We start from the raw sequence: 16,903 nt of genomic DNA on the forward strand, positions 1-16,903 counted from the left end.
GCTCTCTCCCTCAGGCTTTGCCACGCAACATGGCGTTATAAGTGGCTTTCAAGGCGACTTCTTTCATCAGCCAGCTGATCCACAATTCTTCGAGCGGAGCGATCAGGCCGGGGAAAGAGGGCACCAGATTATTGTTGTAATCGAATTCGATCAGCATCGCGCGCCCGACACGGGTGATCAGCGGGCAAGAGGTATAGCCGGTATAGCTGGCGGTGCCTTCGCGGCCCTGAATGGCGGCGACCAGATGATCCTCGACCACGGGAACCTGCCATTTCACGGATGCGGCGGTCTTGCCCTTGGGCACACCGGCGACATCGCCCAGCGCGAAAATCTCGGGGTAACGCAGATGGCGCAGGGTCTGCATATCGCATTCGACCCAGCCCTGATCGGTCCATTTATCCGCCCAGCTGAGGCCCGATTGGCGGATCACCTCGGGGGCGCGCTGGGGCGGGATGACATGCAGGTAATCATAGGGCAGTTCGGCATCGCCATCGGGCGTGGTAAAGGTCGCCCGCTTGCGGCCCGGATCAATGGCGCGCAAAACATGGTTGTAATGCGTTGTGATCTGGCGTTCGCCGAACAGCATCCGCAGTTTTTCCGCGACAATCGGCACGCCGAACAAGGATTGGTTATTGGCGGCATAATGCATTTCATGCTTGCCGCGCCCTGCGGTGCGGATCGCGATATCATCGACCAGAAACGCATGTTTCAGCGGCGCGCCGGCGCATTTCATTTCCGTGGCCGGACGCGTGCCCAGACCGACGCCGCCTTCTTCGGCGAAACGCGCCACGGCGGACCATGTCTTGGCGGCATATTCCGGCCCGGCATAAAGCGCGCCGATCCCGTTTGCCCCCACCATATCAAGCGAGAATCCCTCGATCGCGTCGTGATCCAGCACCAGACCGGGGGCCACGACCAGGAAATCATAGGCCAGAGTTTCGCCGGTTGTCGTGTCCACGGTCTTGGTGATCGGGTCGATGGCTGCGGCGGCAGCGGCGACATGGGTCACCCCGCGCGGCAGCCAGTCGGTGGTCATGGATTGGGTATAAGAGGCGGGTTTCAGCCCCGCGGCAACCAGCGACAGGCCAGGCTGGTACCAATGTTCGACCCTTGGGTCCAGAATGGTGATCTGCGCGCCTTCCAGCCGCTCGACCAGCCGGTTGACAAGCGCTGTCCCCGCAGCCCCCGCCCCGATGATGACGATGCGGGCCTGTGTCTGCACCATGGCCGCACGGGCGGGCTGCACGGCGGCGGCTGTGGCCAGCCCACCGGCGAAAAGCCCCATGAATGCGCGGCGTGACGCGGTGATGTGACGTTCGTTTTCCAACTCGATCCCTCCCTGAATTGGCTGTGTTCAGATTGCCATAAACATTTCTACATAACAATATATAAATGTATACAGCGGTCGACCGGCCCGGACGTTGATCTGGATCAAGCCTTTGCGCAGGTCCGAGCGCCGGACAAGGCAAAGCCCCGGCCCTGTCGTCAGGGCCGGGGCTTGGTTGGTTACGCGGCAGCCACCAGCGTGCCGGTCGCGGCGGGCTGGCCGAAATGCTGCCGGTTCAGCCGGATCACCAGCGCGATCATCAGGATCTGCGCGGCGATGGCCAGGGCGGTCAGGCTCCAATAAACCATGCCGAACTTGGCGATCAGACCGGCGGCCACCAGCCCCTTGTTCACGAAGAACTGGATCATGACCGACAAGGCGACCCCCGGACAGACCAGCGCATAGGACCCGGGCGAGGTTTTACCGCCCAGCACGAAATCGCTGAAATAGCCCTGCTTGCGCAAAACCAGCAGGCCCAGCAGCACGAAAAGCACCTGCACAGCCAGAATCCGCGCCATGAACATCATCGTCTCGGCCGCATGGGTCACCGTGTCAAAGCCCATATGCAGCCCATGCGATTGGCGCATCGACAGGATGCCCAGAATGGTCAGCAAAGGCACGACGACCATCAAGGTGGGCGCAGCCTCGCGCGCGGTGCCATGTTGCAGCATCGCGGACATGCCGGTGATGGCGGCAAAGATCGCATAGACGACGGCAGCCACCCCAAAGAAGCTGGACAGCATCAGCGCGATCCCGACAACGGCGGCATTGCCGCTCATTGCGGCGGGGGCGGCAAGGCCGACAGCGACCATGGCCAGCGCGAAGGCAGGCAGCATCTGCGCAAAGGAATTATGCGCCTTGATGTCAAACCCTTCGGGCTGCGACAGCACCCGGCCCAGAAAATCGCCGATCAGCCGCAAGGCCCAGATGCCCACAGCCAGAAAGGCCAGCATCGCGAAGGGGAACAGGTATTCCACCACGTTCCACAGCCCCGGCACAAAGACCAGCCCGACGATGAACAAGCCGTTGATCGTCATCGCGACAGCCAGCGGCGCGGCCAGCAGCGCGCTTTGCGCATTTGAGGCGCGCAGCGCGGCATAGGCCGGGGTCTGGCGGAACCGCGCCAAAGCGCCCAGGTTCCAGACCAAAAGCTTGATATTGAAAAACGCCATCACCGCGATCCCCGCCATGGCAATGGCCACGGCGATCTGCAATGCCAGCGGGCCAGAGGCGAAAACCGCCGCCAGATCCTCGAACACCGGCACCGGGCGGCCCGAGAATGGCACCCAGAACATCAGATACATGAAAAAGGTGACGGACAAGCCACCCGCCCCAAGCGAGGCCAGAAAGTATAGCGGCGAATAGCTGTCCGCTGGTCTTGTGCGTGTCGTGGTCATGATGACATCTCCGATATTGAATTGCGCTGCCCCTCAATACATTTCATTTTTGGAATGTTTCTTTGATCTGGATCAATCCCGCCCGCAAAGTGTTGCAAGAAACAGGTCGCGCCGTCGCGGCAACCGCGTTAGGTTTGGAAAAATGCACCAAGAACCGACAGGCAAAGCTTTGACCATCGTGACACGCCACGTCCATGATCTGGCCGATATGCTGCTGGGCCGCGCTGCGCCGCGCCTGATCGTGGCGGTTGCGGGCGCGCCGGGATCGGGCAAATCGACCTTTGCGGCGGAACTGGCGCGCAGGCTGGGCGCGCGCGGCAAACGCAGCGTCGTGGTGCCGATGGATGGCTTTCATCTGGATAATGCGTTGCTGGAGGCGCGCAGCCTGCTGGCCCGCAAAGGCGCGCCCGATACATTCGACGCGCAGGGCTTTGTCCGGCTGATCCGGGCGATCAAGGCGCAAGAGGATGTCGTCGCACCCAGCTTTGACCGGATGCGCGATCTGTCGGTCGCAGGGGCAATTGCCGTCCCCGCCCAGGCCCCTTTCGTGATCGTCGAGGGCAATTACCTGATGTTCGACCAGGCCCCCTGGGCCGATCTTGCCGGTCTTTGGGATGTCTCGGTGCGGCTGGACGTGCCGCTGCCGGAATTGCGCGCGCGGCTGATCCAGCGCTGGCTGAGCCAGAACCTGTCGCGCGCCGCCGCCACCCGGCGGGCCGAGAGCAATGACATTCCCAATGCCCAGCATGTCATCGCAAAGGCCCTGCCCTGCGATTTCACCTTTGACGGACAGCAAGCGCGGGTCTGACCCCCGCCAAGAGGTATCAAATGCACATCCGCGAGATTGCGACAGCGCCCATTTCGGGGCAGAGGGCAGGCACTTCGGGCCTGCGGCGCAAGACCCGCGCCTTCATGGCGCCGCTGTTTTTGGAAAATTATGTGCAGGCCATTGTCGACGGCACCGGCGGTGCGGCGGGCAAAACCTATGTGCTGGGCGGCGACGGGCGCTATTTCAACGCCGCCGCGATCCAGATCATCCTGCGCATTCTGGCGGGCAATGGCGCAGCACGGGTGATCCTTGGGCAAGGCGGGCTGTTATCCACGCCCGCCGCCTCGCATCTGATCCGCAAGACCGGCGCGGATGGCGGTTTCATCCTGTCGGCCAGCCATAATCCGGGCGGGATCGAGGCTGATTTCGGCCTCAAATACAATATGGCCAATGGCGGGCCCGCGACCGAAGGCGTGACCGCCGCCATCGTTGCGGCCAGCGAAAAGATCAGCCGTATCCGCATCGCCGACAGCGCCGATATCACGCTGGATGCTTTGGGCGAGGTGACACTCGGCGCGATGCAGGTCCGCGTGATCGACCCTGTGGATGATTATCTGGCGCTGATGGAAGAATTGTTCGATCTTGACGCCATTGCCGCGCTGATCGCGGGCGGCTTTACGCTGCGGTTCGATGCGATGCATGCCATCACCGGCCCCTATGCGCGCGCGCTGCTGGTGGATCGCTGCGGCGCCAGCCCCGAGAGCGTGATGAACGCAACACCTCTGCCCGATTTCGGCGGCGGCCATCCCGATCCCAACCCGATCTGGGCGGCGGATCTGATGGGGCTGATGATGGGGCCTGATGCGCCGGATTTCGGCGCGGCAAGCGATGGCGACGGGGATCGCAACATGATTGTCGGGCGCGGCTGTTATGTGACGCCCTCTGACAGCCTGGCGCTGATCGCGGATCGCGCGCATCTGGCCAAAGCCTATCGGGTCGGGCTGGCGGGGGTGGCGCGGTCGATGCCGACCTCGGGCGCGGTGGACCGGGTGGCGGCGGCCAAGGGCATCGCCTGCCACGAGACGCCGACGGGCTGGAAATATTTCGGCAATCTGCTGGATGCCGGGCAGATCACGCTGTGTGGCGAAGAAAGTGCCGGCACCGGATCGGACCATATCCGCGAAAAGGACGGGCTCTGGGCGGTGCTGATGTGGTTGAACATCATCGCCGTGTCCGGACAATCGGTGGCCGATCTGATGGCCGCGCATTGGCAGCGCTATGGGCGCAATTATTATACGCGCCATGATTACGAGGATGTGGATAGCGCTGTCGCCGATCAGCTGATGGCGGATCTGCGCGCGCGGCTGGACAGCTTGCCGGGCCAGCGCTTTGCAGGGCTGCGGGTGACGCAAGCCGATGATTTCGCCTATGCCGATCCTGTCGATGGCAGCCTGAGCACCGGCCAGGGCCTGCGTCTTTGTTTCGCGGATGGCGCGCGCGCGGTCCTGCGCCTGTCCGGCACCGGCACCAGCGGCGCGACCTTGCGCATCTATCTTGAACAGCTGGTCACAGCGCCCGGTGACCTGCATCATGATGCAGGCGACGTGCTGGCCCCGCTGGCGGCAGCGGTCGATGCTGTCGCGGGGATTACGGCGCGGACGGGACGGTCAGCGCCGGATGTGAGGACGTAAAAACTTTTATGCCTCCGGCGGGGATATTTGGGCTCGGAAGATGGGCTAGATCAGGATTAGGGTGATGATCGGGAAGATCAGCAGGATCACGACGCGGATGATGTCGGAAGCCACGAAGAACAGCACGGCGCGATAGGTCGCGGTGATTTTCGTGGTCCGGTCCATGCTGTTGATGATGAAGAGATTCATCCCCACAGGCGGCGTGATCAGACCGACCTCGACCACGATCAGCACCAGGATGCCGAACCAGATCGCCAGCTGATCGGGCGTCATGCCGAAATCGAGCGTCGCGACCACCGGCCAGAAGATCGGCACCGTCAGCAGGATCATCGACAGGCTGTCCATCAAACAGCCCAGGATCAGATAAAAGACCAGGATCATCAGCATGATCATCATCGGGCTGAACCCCTGCCCTGCGACCCAGGCCGAGAGTTCTTGTGGCACTTGCGTCAGCGCCAGAAAGCCGTTGTAGAAGCCTGCCCCCAGCACGATGAAAAAGATCATCCCGGTGCCGGTCGCGGTTTGCAGCAGGCTGTCGCGCAGCGCCCCCCAGCCGAGCCTGCCCGCCGCCAGCGCGATCAGCCCCGTCCCGGCCGCGCCGACCGCCGCCCCTTCGGTGGGCGTGAACCAGCCATTGTAGATCCCGCCCACTACCAGCCCGAAGACCAACAGCACCGGCCAGACCGGCAGCAGCGCCTGCAAGCGGTCGCGCATCGGCATCCGGTCTTGTGTGCCGGCCTGATCGGGATAGATGCGCACATAGATCGCGATGGTCAGCATATAGCCCAAAGCCGCCAGCAGCCCCGGAATGATGGCTGCGGCGAAAAGCTTGGCGATATTCTGTTCGGTCAGGATCGCATAGATCACCAGGATCACCGAAGGCGGGATCAGGATGCCCAGCGTCCCCCCCGCCGCCAGCGTTGCCGTGGCGAACCCGCCCGCATAGCCCGACCGGCGCAATTCGGGCAGCGCCACTTTGCTCATGGTTGCCGCCGTTGCCAGCGACGAGCCGCAGATCGCGCCGAACCCCGCGCAGGCCCCGACGGCGGCCATGGCCATCCCGCCTTTGCGATGCCCCAGAAACGCCCCTGCCGCGCGAAACAGGGCCTGCGACATCCCCGAATGGCTGGCGAATTGCCCCATCAGCAAAAACAGCGGGATGATCGACAGGCTATAGCTGGAAAAGGTCGAATAGGTTTCGGATTTCAGCCGCGCCATGAAGACCATCGTCCCATCTGTCGCCAGCCACAGCCCGCCGATCCCGCAGATCAGCATGGCAAGCCCGATCGGCGCGCGCAGAAAGATCAGCCCCAGCAGGACCGGAAAGGACAGAAAGCCCAGGGCAAGATCGCTCATTCCGCGCGCTTTCCGGTCAGGCTCAGCGCTGCGCAATAGAGGCTGACGATACAGGCGATGCAGGCCGCCACAAGGCAGGCCGCATAGGCCCACCAGACCGGGAATTGCAACAAGAACGTGGTCTCGCCGTAGCGCAGCTTGTCTTGCAACCCCGCAGCCAGCCGCCATGTGATCAGCAAGATCACCAGCGCCATCACCACCGCCCAGAAAGCGGACAGCGCCGCATTGGCGCGCGGCCCCAGCCCGGCGGTAAAGATATCGACCCGCGCATGGGCCCCGGTCAGTTGTGTCAGCGGCAAAAAGCTGAAGACGGCAAAGGCCATCCCCGCCTCGACCAATTCATAATCCCCCGTGACAGGGCCAATCCCGGCGCCGCGCACCAGATCACCAAAGCCCGCCGCAATCGCCAGCGCGCCGGTTTCGCGCCCCAGGATACTGGCACAGACAAGGCAGACCAGCCCGATCAGCACAAGCCCGCCCAAAAGCGCGCTGCCCTGGGCCAGCCGGGTAATCAGCAGATGAAACAAGAGACACCCCCGCGGTGAAAACGCCCCCGCTGTCTAGTCGGTGCCTGCGTGCTTGGCAATCAAGGCAGTCGCCGCCGTATAAAGCCCGGTGCCGTCAATGCCTGCGGCGTCAGCCTCGGCAATCCAGGCGGCGGTTGTGGCGGCAGCCGCATCGCGCCAGGGGGCGGTCTGTTCGGGCGTCAGGGTGATGATAAGATTGCCCGCCGCTGCGGCCAGGGCGCGGGCATCCGCATCACCCGCCTGTTGGGTGCGTCCGGCGAAAGCGGAAAACTCAAGGCCGGAATTGGCGTCGATCACCGCCTTCAGATCATCCGTCAAAGCGTTGTAACTATTCGTATTCATCGCCAGAATAAAGGTCGCGGCATAAAGCGCCTCACCGGCGAATTCGGTGTGGTTGGTGACCAATTCCTGCACCCGGATCGAGGGGGCGACTTCCCACGGGATGACCGCACCATCGATCACGCCGCGCGACAGGGCCTCGGGGACGGCAGGCACCGGCATGCCGACAGCGGTGGCGCCCAGATCGGTCAGCAGGTTGGTGATGACCCGGGTCGGGCCGCGCAATTTCAGCCCTTCAAGATCCGCAATCGCGGCCACGGGGCGGTTGGCATGGATCACGCCGGGACCATGCACCCAAAGGCCAAGGGGTTTGAAAGCGGCGAAATCGCTCTCCATCATCCGTTCCTCGGCCAGGTCCCAAAAGGCACGCGATGTGGCTTCGGCATCGGGCGAGATGAAAGGCAGCTCAAAGACCTCAAGCTGCGGGAAACGGCCCGGCGTATAGCCCGGCAGCGTCCAGACGATATCGGCGACACCGTCGATCACCTGATCGATCAGCTGCGGCGGCGTGCCGCCCAATTGCATCGACGGAAACCGGTCGATCTTGATACGGCCGTTGCTGTCAGCCTCGACCCTGTCAGCCCAGACATCGAGGATATTGGCGGGGACATTGGCCTGCGCGGGCAGGAATTGATGCAGGCGCAGCGTCACCTCTTGCGCGCTGGCGGCCGCGCCGATGGCGGCAGCGGCAAGGCCAGCGAAAAGACGGCGGGTAATGGTCATGAAAGCCTCCCTGAAAACCTTGGCGCAGCTTTGCGTCAAGCCTTGCTGCGGCGCAAGCGCAATGACGTCACACCACCCGCGCGACAACGGGGGCCAGATCACCGATGCGGCCTTCCATCAGATCGCCGCGCCGCACCGGGCCAACACCGGCCGGCGTGCCGGTCATGATCAGATCACCGGGCAAAAGCGTGTAAAGCGTGGACAGATCCGCGATGATCTCGGGCACCGACCAGATCATATCGGACAGATGCGCGCTTTGGCGGACCGCACCATTGACCGACAGCGTGATCGGCAGGCTGGCCAGCGCCGGCACATCAGCCGCAGGGGTGATCGGCGCGATGATCGCGGCATTGTCGAAATCCTTGCCGGTGTCCCAGGGGCGGCGCTTGTCCTTGGCGGCGGCCTGCAGATCGCGGCGGGTCATATCCAGCCCGCAGCCATAGCCCAGCACGACCTCCAGCGCATCGGCCAGCGCGATGTCGCGCGCCTGCGCACCGATCGCCACGACCAATTCCATTTCATGATGCAGATCTTCGGTGCGCGGCGGATAGGGCATATCCTGGCCCGACTGCAGCAGGGCATGGGCGGATTTGGTGAAATAGAATGGCGCCTCGCGGTCAACCTCATGGCCCATTTCGGCGGCATGGGCGGCGTAATTGCGGCCCACGCAAAAGATGCGGGCCACCGGAAAACCCGCAGCCCCCGTCACGGGAACGACAGGTGCAGGGCGCGGCGGAAACAGGGTTTCGGTCATGATTCTCTCAAATTGGCAATAAAGTGCTGCGGCGCGCAAAGACCTGCCACCGCCGGGACAGGATCACTCTTTTGACGGTAAAAAGGCAATGCTGCGCGACGCAATAATCCCGATTACCGCCCCGCCCAATTATCGCGCCCCCCTTGGCGATCACCCGCATCATCTTTCGAGCCTCAATATCCCCGCCGGAGGCCGCCACTGCGTCGCAGACGCAGGCAGCCCAAAGAGCGCAGGGCAAAACACCGGTTCCGCCCATTTTCACACCGCGATCAGCGCAGGCCGATCCGATCCAGCCCGCGACATGCCCGACAGCCGCCCGGACAAACCCGGCATACGCTTTTCACAAATTGCCGGATGCCCGGCCATGACGCATAATCATTGCGCTTTTTGGGTCTGTTTGCGCAACATGTCGGTTTTGTCGCGAAAAGGGGCCCTTTCGCGTTGCATCTCGGGGCTTGCGGCGTTTTAGTTAGTGAAAATAAATAGCCAAAACCGGGGAGGTTTGGGATTGCAACAAGTCAAGAACGACGAAGCTTTCGTCGCGTTCGAACGCGTGCAAAAAAGTTATGACGGCGAGACATTGGTCGTCAAAGATTTGAATCTGACGATACCCAAGGGTGAATTTCTGACCCTGCTTGGCCCGTCGGGATCGGGCAAGACGACCTGCCTGATGATGCTCGCCGGATTCGAAACCGCAACGCATGGCGATATCCGGCTCGATGGTGTCTCGGTGAACAATATCCCCCCCCATAAGCGCGGGATCGGCATGGTGTTCCAGAATTACGCGCTTTTTCCGCATATGACGGTGGGGGAAAACCTGTCCTTCCCGCTCGAAGTGCGCAAAATGGGCAAATCCGAACGCGAGGCAAAGGTCAAACGCGCGCTGGATATGGTGCAGATGGGCGATTTCGCCGCCCGCCGCCCCGCGCAGATGTCCGGCGGACAACAGCAGCGCGTCGCCCTGGCCCGCGCGCTGGTCTTCGAGCCGGAACTGGTGCTGATGGATGAACCGCTGGGCGCGCTGGACAAGCAATTGCGCGAAACCCTGCAATTCGAGATCACCAATCTGGCGCATCAGCTGGGCATCACCGTGGTCTATGTCACCCATGACCAGACCGAGGCGCTGACCATGTCGGACCGTGTGGCCGTGTTCAACGATGGCCGGATCCAGCAATTGGCCACGCCTGACGATCTGTATGAACGCCCGCAAAACAGTTTCGTGGCGCAGTTCATCGGCGAGAACAACACCATGACCGGCGTCGTCCAAGAGATTTCGGACGCCCGCTGCACCGTGCGGCTGGACAGCGGCGATGTGATCGATGCGATGCCCGTCAATGTCGGTGCCGTGGGGGATCGCACCAAAGTGTCGATCCGTCCCGAACGCGTCGAGATCGACAAGACCCGCCTGCAGCCCGGGGCGCATACGCTCAAGGCCGAAGTGCTGGAATTCATCTATATGGGTGACATTTTCCGCACCCGCCTGCGGGTCGCCGGCATGGATGATTTCGTGATCAAGACCCGCAACGCCCCCGATCAGGTCCGGCTGACCCCCGGCACCCAGATCGACATCGGCTGGCTGGCACAGGATTGCCGCGCGCTCGACGCGTGACGGCTTTTGCAGGGCCACCGCCGCCCGGTGGGTGGCCCTCATGACAAGACGAACCGGGCGTGACAACGGGAGTTTAAAAAATGAAATTGACCAAAGCAATGATGGCAACGACAGCGCTGACGCTGGCCGGAACCACCGCCTTTGCCGATGGCCATATGGCCAATGACATGACCATCGTCAGCTGGGGCGGCGCCTATCAAGCCAGCCAGGACAATGCCTATCTGCAACCCTATCTGGCCGCCAACCCCGATGTGCGTGCATCTTGGGACGAAAGCTCGCCCGAGGCCGTGGCAAAACTGCGCGCCATGGACGAGGCCGGCAACCTGACCTGGGACCTGGTCGATGTCGTGGCCGCTGATGCGATGCGCCTGTGCGACGAAGGTTTGGCGATGGAAGTCGATCATGACGCGATCCTGGCGGCTGCCCCCGATGGCACACCCGCAAGCGAGGATTTCGGCGACCTGATCATCTCGGATTGCTTCATTCCGCAGATCGCCTATTCGACCACGAACGCCTATCGCACCGATGTGGCCGCCTGGAATGGCGCGACACCATCCGATATCTGCGCCTTGTTCGATCTGGAAAATTTCCCAGGAACACGGACCCTGCAGCGTGTGCCGCTTGATAACCTTGAATGGGCGCTGATCTGTGATGGCGTGCCTTTCGCAGAGGTCTATGACACGCTGGAAACCACCGAAGGCCAGGACCGCGCCTTTGCCAAGCTGGACACGATCAAGGACAGCACGATCTGGTGGACCTCTGCCGCCGAAAGCATCCAGTCGCTGGCCGATGGCGAAGCCGTGATGGGCTCGTCCTACAATGGCCGTTTCTTCTCGGCGATCGTGGAACAGGACCAGCCGCTGGAAATGCTCTGGGACGCACAGGTCTATGACCTTGACGGCTGGATCATCCCCGCCGGTCTGCCCGAGGACCGTCTGGCCCGCGTGCTGGATTTCGTCTACTTCGCGACAGACACTCAGCGTCTGGCGGATCAGGCCAAGTTCATCTCTTACGGCCCGGCACGCGCCTCTTCGGCACCGCTGGTATCCACCCATGCGACATTGGGCATCGACATGGCACCACATATGCCAACCGATCCGGCAAACTCATCCAATGCCTTCGTGCAGAATTACATGTGGTGGGCGGATTACCGCGACGACCTGGATGCACGTTTCCAGGCCTGGCTGGCACAATAAAGCGCTGATGGCAGGGGCGGGGAAACCCCCGCCCCATGCCTGACACAAAGGCCGGCCGTAGCGGTCGTGCCCAAAGGTAGGGCGGGGTTGACCCCGCCTTACGCCCCCAACCAAAGGTCCCGTCCCATGGCAGAACAGATGATGGCCGCCGATGGCCGCACGCTCAAATCCAGCCTGAACCGTGCATTGCGCCGCCAGAAACTGCGCGCGCTGCTGCTGATCGCGCCGCTATTGCTGTTCATCCTGATCACCTTTGTTATCCCGATTGGACAAATGCTGTTCCGCTCGGTCGAAAACCAGATTGTCAGCGACACGATCCCGCGCACGGTTGATGCGCTGGCCGATTGGGATGCCGCGGCCGATCAGCTGCCTGATGAAGACGTGTTCCGCGCTTTTGCCGCCGATATGATGGTGGCGGTCGAAGAGCGGATCCACACCCGCCTTGGATCGCGCCTCAATTACGAAACCGCAGGGATTTCCTCGCAATTCCGCCGCTCAGGCCGCGATGTCGAAGACATGGGCGAAGATCTGACCGCGCAATTCACCGCACTTGACCCCGCATGGGCCGACCCCGCCACCTGGGTGGCGCTGATGGCGGATCCTGACTGGATCGCCGCGCGCGCCGGGGCCGCAACAGAGCCTGCGTTCATCGTCTCGGAATCGGCGCGCGCCGCCCTGCCCCGCAGCGCGGATGTCTATGCCGATTTCGCCCGCGTCACGCAGCAGACCAATAATGACAGCCCGACCGAGGAACAGCCTTGGAACGTGGTCTATATCGCGCTTTACGAGGATCTGCTTGCCGATCCCGCGCCCCGGATCGCCGGCGCCGCCCCCAATGACATGCTGGCCGCCGCAGGTGCCGCCGTCGCCGGTTTCGCGGCCCCCGATATCCGCGCGGCCTTTGTCGACAGCGATCGCGGCTGGGGCGAGACCCAAACCTGGCAGGTCATCCAGACCTATAGCCCGGCCTATACGGCCAGCTATTTCCTGAATGCTGTCGATCTGAAACAAACCCCCGAAGGCATCCAGAGCGCGCCTGAAAACCAGCAGATCTATGTCAGATTGTTCATCCGCACGCTGATCATGTCGCTGACGATCATGGTGTCCTGTATCCTGCTGGGCTATCCGGTCGCCTGGATGCTGGCCAACCTGCCATCGCGGCAGGCGAACCTGATGCTGATCCTGGTGCTGCTGCCGTTCTGGACCTCGCTGCTGGTGCGCACATCGGCCTGGAAAGTGTTGCTGCAACAGCAAGGGGTGATCAACGACCTGCTGGTCTGGGTCGGGCTGGTCGCCGATGAAAGCCGCCTGACCATGATCAATAATGCCACCGGCACGATCATCGCGATGACGCATATCCTGCTGCCTTTCATGATCCTGCCGCTTTATTCGGTGATGAAGACGATCCCGCCCAGCTATCTGCGCGCGGCAAAGTCACTGGGGGCCACGAATTGGACCGCGTTCTGGCGGGTCTATTTCCCGCAATCGGTGCCCGGCATCGGGGCGGGGTCGATCCTCGTATTCATCCTGTCGATCGGCTATTACATCACGCCGGAAATCGTGGGCGGCACTTCGGGGATCTTTATCTCTAACCGGATCGCCTATCATATTTCCAGCTCGCTGAACTGGGGGCTGGCGGCGGCGCTGGGGACGATCCTGCTGGTCGTCGTGCTGGCGCTTTATTGGGCCTATGACCGGATCGTCGGTATCGACAACGTGAAACTCGGAGGATAACGCCATGGCCTCGCTGCCCATCTACGCCACCACGGGCCAGAAGATCTGGCATTATACATTCCGCGTCATTGTCGGGCTGATCCTGTTCTTTCTGGTCGCCCCGATCGTGATCATCATCCCGCTGTCGTTCAACGCGGAAAGCTTTTTCACCTTCACGCCGGAAATGCTGGCGCTGGACCCCGCGGGCTATTCGCTGCGCCATTACCGCGACTTTTTCACCAATCCTGACTGGATCAGGCCCTTGCAGAATTCGCTGATCATCGCGCCTTTTGCGACGCTGTTGTCGGTCAGCCTGGGCACGCTGGCGGCCATCGGCCTGTCGCAATCGCATGTCCCCTACCGGCGCGCGATCATGGCGATCATGATTTCACCGATGATCGTCCCCTTGATCATTTCCGCCACCGGCATGTTCTTTTTCTACAGCCAGCTGGGTCTGTGGATGGAAAGCGCGCTGGGCTTTTCGCGGTCCTTCACCGGCTATGTCAAGGTGATCCTGGCCCATGCGGCATTGGGTATTCCCTTTGTCATCATCACCGTGACCGCAACGCTGGTCGGGTTTGACCATTCGCTGACCCGCGCCGCCGCCAATATGGGGGCGACACCGACGCAGACGTTTTTCAAGGTGCAGATGCCGCTGATCCTGCCCGGTGTGGTGTCAGGTGGGCTCTTTGCCTTCATCACCTCTTTTGACGAAGTCGTGGTGGTGCTGTTCGTCGGGGCGGCGGCCCAGAAAACCCTGCCATGGCAGATGTTCACCGGCCTGCGCGAGCAGATCAGCCCGACGATCCTGGCAGCGGCAACCGTGCTGGTGGCGATCTCGATCGTGTTGCTGGCCACGGTGGAAATGCTGCGCCGCCGGTCAGAACGGCTGCGGGGACTGTTACCAAGCTAGGGCAGCACCGCAAGCCAGCCCCAGACCGTCAGGATCGACAGCCCCGTCGCCAAAAGCACCGAGGATGCGGCCACCCGCCGCGCCCGCCCATACATATTGGCAAAGATATAGGCGTTCACACCGGGCGCCATGGCCGCGGTCAGCATCGCCGACCGCGTGCCGGCAACCCCCAGCCCACCGGCCTGCGCCAGCACCCAGACGATGACCGGATGCAGCAGCAGCGACACGGCGACCACATAAAGGATGGTGCGCATATCGCCTTCGGGCCGGTAGCGATAGAGCACGCCCCCCAGCCCAAAAAGCGCCGCAGGCAAGGCCGCCCGCGCGATCAGGTCCAATGCATCGGTCAGCACGGCGGGTGCTGGAACCCCCGACAGGTTCACCGCAAAGCCCAAGGCGATCCCGATGATCAGCGCATTCTGGAACATCGCCCGCAGCACCTTGCCCGGCAAGGCCGTCAGCGCCGCGCCCCGGTTGCGCGCGACTTCCATCGCGGTGATGCCGATCCCGTAACAAAACGGCGAATGGATCGCGATAATGGCGTAATTGGCTTCCAGCGCCCCTGCCCCATAGGCCCGTTCCGTGATCGGCAGCCCCAGCAGCAGCGAGTTCGAGAATAGGCAGCAAAAGCCGATGGCCACGCTGTCTTCCCAATCGCGCCCAAAGATGAACCGCGCCCCCAGCAGCCCCGCCAGAAACCCCGCGAAAGCCCCTGCGTAAAAGCTGCCCAGCAGCACCAGATCAAGGTTCTGTTGCAGATCCAACGTCGAGATCGCCCGGAACAACAGGCACGGAATGGCGAAATTCTGGGTGAATTTCATCAGCCCATCAACGCCAGCGTCGGTGAAATAGCCTTTCCAGACCGCCAGATAGCCAAAGCCGATCACGAGGAAGACAGGCAGGATGACGTCGATCAGCGCGGCCATTGGCGGATTCCTTGAAAAACTTCGATGCCTCCGGCGGGGATATTTAGGCTCTGAAGATGGGGAAAGTCAGGGTCAGGCCGTCATGGGCGGGCACGACATGGGCCGGCGTTTCGGCGGCGATTGTGGCGTAATCCAGATCGACATGCATATTGGTCAGCACCGCCTGCGCGGGGGCGCATTTGGCGATCCAGTCCAGCGTCTTGTCCAGATGCGCATGGCTTGGGTGCGGTTTGCGGCGCAAAGCATCGACGATCCAGCACTCCAGCCCTGTCAGCAGCGGCCAGACAGTCTCGGGGATATCCGAGACATCGGGCAGATAGGCCAGATCGCCGATCCGGAACCCCAGCGCGTCGATATTGCCATGCGCGACCTTGAACGGCGTCAGCGTCACCGGCCCGCCTGCGCCCGCGATGGTCACATCGCCGTCGATCAAGTTCAGATCGCAGATCGGCGGGTAATCCGACCCTGCCGGCTGGACGAAGGCATAGCCGAACCGCGCCAGCAGCGCGTCGCAAGTATCGCCATCGGCCCAGACAGGCAGCCTTTTGCGGGTCTGGAACACGATCATCCGCAGATCATCGATGCCGTGGACATGATCGGCATGGGCATGGGTATAGACCACCGCATCCAGCGTGCCGACGCCTGCATCGAGTAGCTGGCTGCGCATATCGGGCGAGGTGTCGATCAGCACGCGGGTGGTGCCTTGCGGCCCCTGCCGCGTGATCAGCAGCGAACAGCGCCGCCGTGCGTTGCGCGGATCGGCAGGGTCGCAATCGCCCCAATCATTGCCCAGCCGCGGAACCCCGCCCGAGGACCCGCAGCCAAGGATGGTAAAGCTGATCATATCGCTCATGCTGCTGCTTTCCAGAAAAGCCGGTCGAAATTGGCATTGGTCGCGGCGGCGAAATCGGCATAATCCAGCCCAAAGACCTCGGCCCCCACAGCCGCGGTATGGGCGGTATAGGCCGGTTCATTGCGCCGCCCGCGATGCGGTGGTGGCGCCAGATAGGGGCTGTCGGTTTCCAGCAGCACGCGGTCAAGCGGGGCAGCGGCAAAGATATCGCGCAGGGCGCTGCTTTTGGGAAAGGCCGCGATGCCCGACATCGACAGATAGAACCCCAGATCCAGCGCCGCTTTGGCCAGTTCCGCCGAGCTGGAAAAGCAATGCATCACGCAGCTATAGGCCCCGTTGCGATATTCCTCGGCCAAGATGCGGGCCATATCGTCATCGGCGTCGCGCGCATGGATGATCAGCGGCAGGCCGGTGTCGCGGGCCGCCGCGATATGAAGCCGCAGGCTGGATTGCTGGATCGCCTTGCTGTCGGCGGTGTAATGGTAATCAAGGCCGGTTTCGCCGATACCCACGAATTTGGGGTGCTGCGCCAGTGCCACGAGGTCATCCACCGCCACCGGCGGGTGGTCGGCGGCTGACATCGGATGCACACCGGCGGCATAATAGACCGGGGCATAGCGTTCCGCGATGGCGCGCACGGCGGGTTCGTTTTGCAGCTTTGTGCAGATCGTCACCATCCGCGTCACCCCGGCCGCCAGCGCGCGCGCGATCACAGCGTCGCGTTCGGCATCGAAATCGGGAAAATCCAGATGGCAATGGCTGTCGGTAATCGGATGGGCGGCAATCAACGGGCTTTGGGTCATGGCGCGG

At 62.5% G+C, this 16,903-nt stretch carries 15 protein-coding genes; 6 read left to right on the forward strand and 9 right to left on the reverse strand.

What is annotated here, in order from left to right; translation table 11 throughout:
- Positions 1–10: 10 nt before the first annotated feature.
- Together LOKVESSMR4R_RS09540 and LOKVESSMR4R_RS09545 are read right to left on the reverse strand one after the other, a co-directional pair.
- The gene (locus LOKVESSMR4R_RS09540) at positions 11–1,327 is read right to left on the reverse strand and encodes an NAD(P)/FAD-dependent oxidoreductase (protein WP_335673960.1); all 1,317 of its coding nucleotides are present in this window, start codon (positions 1,325–1,327) and stop codon (positions 11–13) included.
- A gap of 179 nt (positions 1,328–1,506) precedes the next feature.
- Positions 1,507–2,724, reverse strand: a complete 1,218-nt coding sequence (locus LOKVESSMR4R_RS09545; RefSeq protein ID WP_087207868.1) for a TsoY family (seleno)protein — start codon at positions 2,722–2,724, stop codon at positions 1,507–1,509.
- A gap of 169 nt (positions 2,725–2,893) precedes the next feature.
- Between LOKVESSMR4R_RS09545 and LOKVESSMR4R_RS09550 the strand changes: the two genes are divergently transcribed.
- The gene (locus LOKVESSMR4R_RS09550) at positions 2,894–3,532 is read left to right on the forward strand and encodes a sugar transporter (RefSeq protein ID WP_087212952.1); all 639 of its coding nucleotides are present in this window, start codon (positions 2,894–2,896) and stop codon (positions 3,530–3,532) included.
- A 20-nt stretch (positions 3,533–3,552) separates the two neighbouring features.
- Positions 3,553–5,184 carry an alpha-D-glucose phosphate-specific phosphoglucomutase gene (locus LOKVESSMR4R_RS09555; protein ID WP_087207870.1) on the forward strand — a complete coding sequence of 544 codons (1,632 nt, stop codon included), beginning with the start codon at positions 3,553–3,555 and terminating at the stop codon, positions 5,182–5,184.
- Between the two features lie 45 nt (positions 5,185–5,229).
- Here LOKVESSMR4R_RS09555 and LOKVESSMR4R_RS09560 read toward each other — a convergent pair whose 3' ends face one another.
- The 4 genes from LOKVESSMR4R_RS09560 to LOKVESSMR4R_RS09575 all read right to left on the reverse strand — a co-directional run bounded on the left by LOKVESSMR4R_RS09560 (position 5,230) and on the right by LOKVESSMR4R_RS09575 (position 8,883).
- Positions 5,230–6,540 (reverse strand): TRAP transporter large permease, encoded by a 1,311-nt coding sequence (locus LOKVESSMR4R_RS09560; RefSeq protein ID WP_087207872.1) that lies wholly within the window; start codon positions 6,538–6,540, stop codon positions 5,230–5,232.
- The gene (locus LOKVESSMR4R_RS09565; RefSeq protein WP_087207875.1) at positions 6,537–7,067 is read right to left on the reverse strand and encodes a TRAP transporter small permease; all 531 of its coding nucleotides are present in this window, start codon (positions 7,065–7,067) and stop codon (positions 6,537–6,539) included. The genes LOKVESSMR4R_RS09560 and LOKVESSMR4R_RS09565 overlap by 4 nt, the downstream gene beginning before the upstream one ends.
- A gap of 33 nt (positions 7,068–7,100) precedes the next feature.
- Positions 7,101–8,129 (reverse strand): TRAP transporter substrate-binding protein, encoded by a 1,029-nt coding sequence (locus LOKVESSMR4R_RS09570; protein WP_087212955.1) that lies wholly within the window; start codon positions 8,127–8,129, stop codon positions 7,101–7,103.
- Positions 8,130–8,196: 67 nt separating this feature from the next.
- Positions 8,197–8,883 (reverse strand): fumarylacetoacetate hydrolase family protein, encoded by a 687-nt coding sequence (locus LOKVESSMR4R_RS09575; protein ID WP_087207877.1) that lies wholly within the window; start codon positions 8,881–8,883, stop codon positions 8,197–8,199.
- A gap of 508 nt (positions 8,884–9,391) precedes the next feature.
- Between LOKVESSMR4R_RS09575 and LOKVESSMR4R_RS09585 the strand changes: the two genes are divergently transcribed.
- The 4 genes from LOKVESSMR4R_RS09585 to LOKVESSMR4R_RS09600 all read left to right on the forward strand — a co-directional run bounded on the left by LOKVESSMR4R_RS09585 (position 9,392) and on the right by LOKVESSMR4R_RS09600 (position 14,314).
- Positions 9,392–10,492: an ABC transporter ATP-binding protein gene (locus LOKVESSMR4R_RS09585; RefSeq protein WP_087212958.1), complete on the forward strand. Its 1,101-nt coding sequence runs from the start codon at positions 9,392–9,394 to the stop codon at positions 10,490–10,492.
- 80 nt (positions 10,493–10,572) lie between these two features.
- Positions 10,573–11,688 carry an extracellular solute-binding protein gene (locus LOKVESSMR4R_RS09590; protein WP_087207881.1) on the forward strand — a complete coding sequence of 372 codons (1,116 nt, stop codon included), beginning with the start codon at positions 10,573–10,575 and terminating at the stop codon, positions 11,686–11,688.
- 126 nt (positions 11,689–11,814) lie between these two features.
- Positions 11,815–13,422, forward strand: a complete 1,608-nt coding sequence (locus LOKVESSMR4R_RS09595; RefSeq protein ID WP_087207883.1) for an ABC transporter permease — start codon at positions 11,815–11,817, stop codon at positions 13,420–13,422.
- Between the two features lie 4 nt (positions 13,423–13,426).
- The gene (locus LOKVESSMR4R_RS09600) at positions 13,427–14,314 is read left to right on the forward strand and encodes an ABC transporter permease (protein WP_087207885.1); all 888 of its coding nucleotides are present in this window, start codon (positions 13,427–13,429) and stop codon (positions 14,312–14,314) included.
- Here LOKVESSMR4R_RS09600 and LOKVESSMR4R_RS09605 read toward each other — a convergent pair.
- The 3 genes from LOKVESSMR4R_RS09605 to LOKVESSMR4R_RS09615 are packed head-to-tail and all read right to left on the reverse strand — an operon-like array spanning position 14,311 to position 16,896.
- The gene (locus tag LOKVESSMR4R_RS09605) at positions 14,311–15,240 is read right to left on the reverse strand and encodes an AEC family transporter (RefSeq protein ID WP_087207887.1); all 930 of its coding nucleotides are present in this window, start codon (positions 15,238–15,240) and stop codon (positions 14,311–14,313) included. The genes LOKVESSMR4R_RS09600 and LOKVESSMR4R_RS09605 overlap by 4 nt on opposite strands.
- A 43-nt stretch (positions 15,241–15,283) precedes the next feature.
- A complete protein-coding gene (locus tag LOKVESSMR4R_RS09610) occupies positions 15,284–16,093 on the reverse strand; it encodes an MBL fold metallo-hydrolase (protein ID WP_087207889.1) in 810 nt (269 codons plus the stop codon).
- Positions 16,090–16,896 carry a TatD family hydrolase gene (locus LOKVESSMR4R_RS09615; RefSeq protein ID WP_087207890.1) on the reverse strand — a complete coding sequence of 269 codons (807 nt, stop codon included), beginning with the start codon at positions 16,894–16,896 and terminating at the stop codon, positions 16,090–16,092. Before LOKVESSMR4R_RS09615 ends, LOKVESSMR4R_RS09610 begins: the two co-directional genes overlap by 4 nt.
- Between the last annotated feature and the right edge of the window lie 7 nt (positions 16,897–16,903).

It is taken from the genome of Yoonia vestfoldensis (assembly GCF_002158905.1).
Classification (GTDB): Bacteria; Pseudomonadota; Alphaproteobacteria; order Rhodobacterales; family Rhodobacteraceae; genus Yoonia; species Yoonia vestfoldensis_B.